Origin of the sequence: Mesorhizobium sp. M1E.F.Ca.ET.063.01.1.1 (assembly GCF_003998155.1) — a bacterium.
Lineage (GTDB): Bacteria > Pseudomonadota > Alphaproteobacteria > Rhizobiales > Rhizobiaceae > Mesorhizobium.
The window spans coordinates 1-5,394 of the sequence record NZ_RZSC01000402.1; the positions used below are offsets into that span (position 1 = coordinate 1).

The window sequence follows — 5,394 nt, forward strand, 5'->3', positions numbered from 1 at the left end:
ACCTCGTCGCGCACGAATTCCGGCGTGACGAAATCCGGTATCGACGCGCCGAACGCTTCCCCATCCTGTTGCAGCTTGCCCCGCAGCATCTCGCGGCCAAGGTTCTCGCGGATGGCCACAAATTCCATCTCGGGCGTGACGATCCCGGCGCGCGCATAGGCGAGCTGCGTCACCGCCTTGCCGGCCCTTGCCCTCAGCGGACGATTGCGGACGGGAAATTCCGGCGTCAGGCGCTCTCCTGTCGCAAATCCGTTGTCCTCCGGCCTGACATGGCGGCCGTCATAGGACTCGACATCGCCGCGTGCCACGATCCAGTCCTCCCGAAGCCTGGCAAGACCCTTTTCGATGTCCGTTTCAATCGCCGGGTCGGTATAGGGGCCGGACGGATCGTAGACGGTCACTGGCGCCTCGCCGGCGGTCGGGTGAACGGCGATCTCGCGCATCGGCACCCTGATCTGCGGATGGAGGACGCCGGACTTGTGGATCTTCCGCGACGCCGGCAGCGGCCCGGTCGATACGGTCGGGGTCAAGGCATTCATTTGAGGCTCCTTTGCTCGTTGCATTGGAGACCCAGTTCTGTGCCGGAAGGATGTAAAGCCGCCTTGGTCAACCTGTGCGAACAGGTCTTCGGGCATGAACTCCCGCAAAGCGCTTGCACCGTCCCTACGCCAGTATGAACTGGATCAGGTTCAACGGGTCACTGCGCCGCAGAAGCCAGCAGTATCTCAGCCCCTTGCCGGGACTCCCCTGGTGAATGGCCTAGGTTGAACGGGCCGGCGCCATCTTGTCAAGCGTGGTTGGCCGGCAATCGCGAGTCATTGCCGTCGTGGACGCAAGGTTGGAGATCGTGCGGCCCGCCGGCAAGCCGTGCGAATGAAGCACGCGCGCAAGGCTCGAAACCGGATTCATCAATTGTCTTCGGGAACGACTTCCAGCGCCGCGCGACCGCCCCGACTGGCCGATGCCCACAGTGCCATCAGCGGCGCGGCCAGCAGCAGGAAGGGCGGCAGAAGATTGGGGAAATAGATGCGCGTATCGTGGATCGGGAAGACCGCGAACTTGGCGAGCACGCCGAGCACGAGCGCCGCAAGCAGGATGCCGGCGCGCCGGTCGAGCCGGAAGCCGGCGCGGTCGAGCCCGTACCAGCCGGCTAAAGCCAGCACCGAGACGCCGACCCAGTTGTTGACGTTGATGGCGCGCACCACCGAGGCGGCGAAGGCCCTGAGATAGGCCGCCGCCGAGAATGGCGGTTCGAAACCGTCCATATTGTAGTGCTGCTCGATGCTGGAGAACCACAGATGCGGCCACCAGCCGGGGTGCTGGGCCCAGTGCGAGATGGCGAAATAGGCGACGAAAGAGACAGCGAAACCAGCCAGCGCCCCCCACGCCTTCTGCCGGAATGCGACAAGCAGCACGGCGAAGATGGCGAGGAAGACGATGTTGTCCGGCCGCGCCATGAAGGCGAGGAAAAGCAGAATCGCCGTCGCCGCCTCGCGCTTGCGCACATAGGCGAACAGCCCGCCGAGGAACAGCGCCGAGCAGAGAAGGTCAGGCGTCGAAGCCCGCGCGGCGTCGCCGAAATCGGACATGATCAGGACGGCGCCGACGACGGGCGCCAGCGCCAGCGCGCCTTCCGCGCGCAGCCAGGTGAGCGTGATCGCGCCGAACAGCAGCACCGAGAACACCTGCACCAGCCGCATCGCCTCGACCGGCGACACGACATGGCTGAGGCTGGACAGGATCTCGGCGTAGAGGAACTTGATCCGGTACATGCCGAGCAGCGAATGGAAGTCGGCGGCATTCTCCGTCATGTGGCTGCGAAAGCCGCCGCCATCATCGGTCAGCGTCTTGTAGTCGCCGGCCGACACGCCGGCTTTCACCGTGCTGTAGGCATAGTCGTGCAGCGCCTGCGGATCGGGATAGGCGTCTTCCTCGGCGATCGCCAGATAGGGCAGCATGTCCCAATTGGCGTCGGGCATGAACCAGGCCGTGAAAGCGGTGAGCAGGATATAGAGCGAGAAGGTCGCCGCGCCGATCGGCGCGGCCCATCTTGCATAGGCTCCCTCGCCCCAGGCAAGACCGGCGCCGGTCAGCCGGTCGAGCGGATTGGCGGGAGCGACGGGTGATGGCCTGGTCAGCATCGTCTGTCTCAGAGGACCTGGCTTTTGACGAAGTCCTTCACGATCGCCACGATGCCGCGCGACAGGAGGTTGTCGAAGGCATCGACGAAGCGGTCGACATGCTCGCGCTGGCAGATCAGCGGCGGCTCAAGCCGGATGACGTTGCGATTGTACTCGGTGAAGGCGACGAGCACGTCATAGTCGCGCAGGAGCAGCGAGCCGACGAAGCCCGACAGCGAGCCCTTCAGCTTGTCGTCGAGCACGCTCACCACCGGACGCAGCATCATCGGCAGGGTCTGCGAGAAATCGTGGAACTCGAGTCCGACCATAAGACCCTTGCCGCGCACGTCCTTGATGATCTTTGGATATTTCTCCTTCAGCGCCTGCAGCCGCTGCAGAAGGTAATCGCCGGTCGAGGCGGCGTTGTCGATGAGGCCCTCGTCATAGAGGACGTTCAGCGCCTCGATCGCGGTGACGCAAGCCTCGCCCATGCCGCCGAAGGTCGCCATGGCATGGATCATCGCCGTCTTCGGCGTGCCATAGGCCTTCATGTAGACGTCCCGCTTGGCGATCATGGCGCCGACCGCCGCCTTGCCGCCGCCGAGCGATTTCGCCAGCGCAGTCACGTCCGGCACGACGCCGTAATGCTCGAAGGCATAGAAGCGGCCGCTGCGGCCATAGCCGCACTGCACCTCGTCGGCGACCCACAGCACGCCATGCTGGTCGCAAAGCGCGCGCAGCTTCTGCCAATATTGCGCCTCTGCCTGGATGATGCCGCCGCCGCCCTGGATGGTTTCCAGCACGATGACGCCGATCCCGGGATCGCTTTTGAACAGGCGCTCGACCGCGTCGATGTCGGCGAAGGGAACACGCACGACATTGTCGGCCACCTTGAAGTCTGCACGGTAGAGCTGACCGTCGGTGATCGCCAGCACGCCCTTGGTCTTGCCGTGGAAAGAATTCTCGGCATAGACGACCTTCGGCCGCTTAGGCCCCGCGGCGCGCTCGGCGAGCTTCACCGCCGCTTCCATCGCCTCCGAGCCGGACGAGCCCAGGAACACCATGTCGAGCTCGCCGGGCGAGCACTTGGCGATGTTGTGCGCGAGCGCTGCCGCATATTGCGACATGAAGGCGATGGCGATCTCCTGGCGCTTCTCCTCCTGGAATTTGCGACGGGCTTCCAGGATGCGCGGATGGTTGTGGCCGAAGGCCAGCGAGCCGAAGCCGCCGAAGAAGTCGAGGATCTTGCGGCCGTTCTGGTCGATGTAGAACATGCCTTCAGCGCGCTCGATCTTGACCTTATGGAAGCCGAGCAGCTTCATGAAATGCAGCTGGCCCGGGTTGAGGTGCGCCTTGAACAGGTCCGTGATGCGGGCGACGTCCATCGCCTTGGCCTGCTCGACGCTGATCAGATCCGGCTTGGCGATGGTCGAGGGCGACAGCGCCGGCGCTTCGACCAGCGCGCGTGTCCCCGTGTGTTCCGGCTTGGCCATGACGGTCATCTCGAAAATCTCCCCTTCGCCGTCTTATTCGGCAGGAACGTGTTCGGTGGCGACGGCGTGGCCGTCCTTTTTGGCGCGATATTCGCTGTAGGCGGCGATCAGCATGTCCTCGTCGCGGTATTGCGGCACCCAGCCGAGCTGACGCTCGGCCTTGGACACGTCGAGCACGCATTCCTCGTCGGCGATCAGATACTGTTCCGGATCCATGATCGGCATGTTCATGAGATCGAGCAGGTCGAGCGTGCGCTTGACCGCCCAGCCCGGCGTCGGCAGCAGAATCGACTTGGAGCCGGCATGGCGGATCAGGTCGCCGAGCAGCTTCCTGACCGGCGGCGGATTGAGCGAGCCGAGATTGTAGGCCTCGTTCGGCACGCCGGCTTTCCAGGCCGCGCGGGCGGCTTCTGCGCAATCGAACACCGAGATGAACTGGTAAGGGTTCCGGCCCGAACCGATCATCGGCACGGGAAAATTCCAGTCGACCAGCTTGAAGAGCTTTTCCAGGATGCCGAGACGCCCAGGGCCGATGATCAGCCGCGGCCGGAACAGCGAGATCGACATGCCGCGCTTGCGCCATTCGGCGGCGAGCTCCTCGGTCTTGAGCTTCGACAGCCCATATTCGCCAAGCGGCGCGACCGGATGATCCTCCGTCATCGGCAGCACCACCGTGTGGCCGTAGATCATGTCGGTCGTGTAGTGGACCAGCTTCGAGGCGCCGGCCTTGTCCATCGCCTGGATGATGTGCTCGGTGCCGTGGAAATTCACTGGGAAGAAGAAGTCGTGCCGCTTGGCGCGCACCTGGATCGGCGACAGCATCTTGGCCGACAAATTGTAGACCATGTCGTCGGCCCTGAGGCCCAGTGCCGCGACCGATGCCGGATCGGTCACATCGCAGGTGATGAAGCGCACCGAACGATAGTGCGGCAGGTCGCTCTTGACGATGTCGGCGACGACGACGTTCTCGCCGTCCGCGGCAAGCTTGGGAGCAAGATGACGGCCGACGAAGCCGTCGCCGCCAAAAATCACATGTCTCATCGAACGATCTCGTTTGTGCCGATCTTGTCGGGGGTGATGGAAGCGGCCTGGTCCTCATGCCCGCGACCGCCCAGATCGCGACCACTTTGAGCGATCAAGATTGTGCCGACGCAGATGCAGGCGATGCCGGCGATGCGCCAGCCATTGAGGTCCTCGCGGAACACGAAATAGGCAAAGACGGCGACCGCGACATAGGCGAGGCTGAGGAACGGATAGGCGAAGCTGAGCTCGACCTTCGACAGCACGTAAAGGTGCGAGGCCATCGAGATGACGAAAGTGCAGAGGCCGAGGAAGACCCACGGGCTGAACACGACCTGCAGCAGCTTGACGAGCGGATTGGCGCCGTCGAACGAAATCGGCCCCAGCGACATCATGCCCTGCTTCAGCATCAGCTGCGCAGCGGCATTGGTCATGACGGTAAAAAGAATAAAGACGATGTATTTCATTGTTGCCACCCCGCCCTGAGCGGTCCTACTGCAAACCTGCAAATATTTGGTGAAATCACATGTCTATTTTGAGTAAACCTCGATCTTAACGCTTCATTTACCAAGATCTACTCAAATTCGATCTATTCCGCAGCTTCCGCGGCACCTCGTCGAGCATCCAGTTTTTTTGCTGTCCGCGCCCAGAAACCCGATAGGAAAGCGGGATCGCGAAGCGCCTCCAGCCGCTGCCATTGCGGGAAGGACGCAGCGAAGGTTTCGGGCTCCATGCGCGCATCCTTGTAGGGATTGACGGCG

The 5,394-nt window shown here is 63.1% G+C and carries 4 protein-coding genes, 2 pseudogenes and 1 riboswitch; all 6 genes and pseudogenes read right to left on the reverse strand.

Annotated elements, in window-relative coordinates; translation table 11 throughout:
* Positions 1–539 (reverse strand): annotated as a pseudogene (locus EOA29_RS23750) (phosphomethylpyrimidine synthase ThiC); the annotation flags it as partial.
* Between the two features lie 103 nt (positions 540–642).
* Positions 643–759: riboswitch (TPP riboswitch) on the reverse strand.
* 149 nt (positions 760–908) lie between these two features.
* Entirely contained in the window at positions 909–2,141 is a 1,233-nt protein-coding gene (locus EOA29_RS23755; protein ID WP_126093271.1) for a hypothetical protein, read from the reverse strand.
* Positions 2,142–2,149: 8 nt separating this feature from the next.
* Positions 2,150–3,622, reverse strand: coding sequence for an aspartate aminotransferase family protein (locus tag EOA29_RS23760; protein ID WP_126093270.1), 1,473 nt, complete (start codon positions 3,620–3,622; stop codon positions 2,150–2,152).
* 24 nt (positions 3,623–3,646) lie between these two features.
* Complete coding sequence (locus tag EOA29_RS23765; protein WP_126093269.1) at positions 3,647–4,654, reverse strand: NAD(P)-dependent oxidoreductase; 1,008 nt, start codon at positions 4,652–4,654, stop codon at positions 3,647–3,649.
* The gene (locus EOA29_RS23770; protein WP_126093268.1) at positions 4,651–5,100 is read right to left on the reverse strand and encodes an EamA family transporter; all 450 of its coding nucleotides are present in this window, start codon (positions 5,098–5,100) and stop codon (positions 4,651–4,653) included. The genes EOA29_RS23765 and EOA29_RS23770 overlap by 4 nt, the downstream gene beginning before the upstream one ends.
* A 122-nt stretch (positions 5,101–5,222) precedes the next feature.
* A pseudogene (locus EOA29_RS43190) lies at positions 5,223–5,394 on the reverse strand (FAD-binding protein); the annotation flags it as partial.

Bases quoted from the DNA above. Each gene is read 5' to 3' on its own strand.
- EOA29_RS23765 (WP_126093269.1), bottom strand. From the start codon at position 4,654: ATGAGACATGTGATTTTTGGCGGCGACGGCTTCGTCGGCCGTCATCTT.
- EOA29_RS23760 (WP_126093270.1), bottom strand. From the start codon at position 3,622: ATGACCGTCATGGCCAAGCCGGAACACACGGGGACACGCGCGCTGGTC.
- EOA29_RS23770 (WP_126093268.1), bottom strand. From the start codon at position 5,100: ATGAAATACATCGTCTTTATTCTTTTTACCGTCATGACCAATGCCGCT.
- EOA29_RS23755 (WP_126093271.1), bottom strand. From the start codon at position 2,141: ATGCTGACCAGGCCATCACCCGTCGCTCCCGCCAATCCGCTCGACCGG.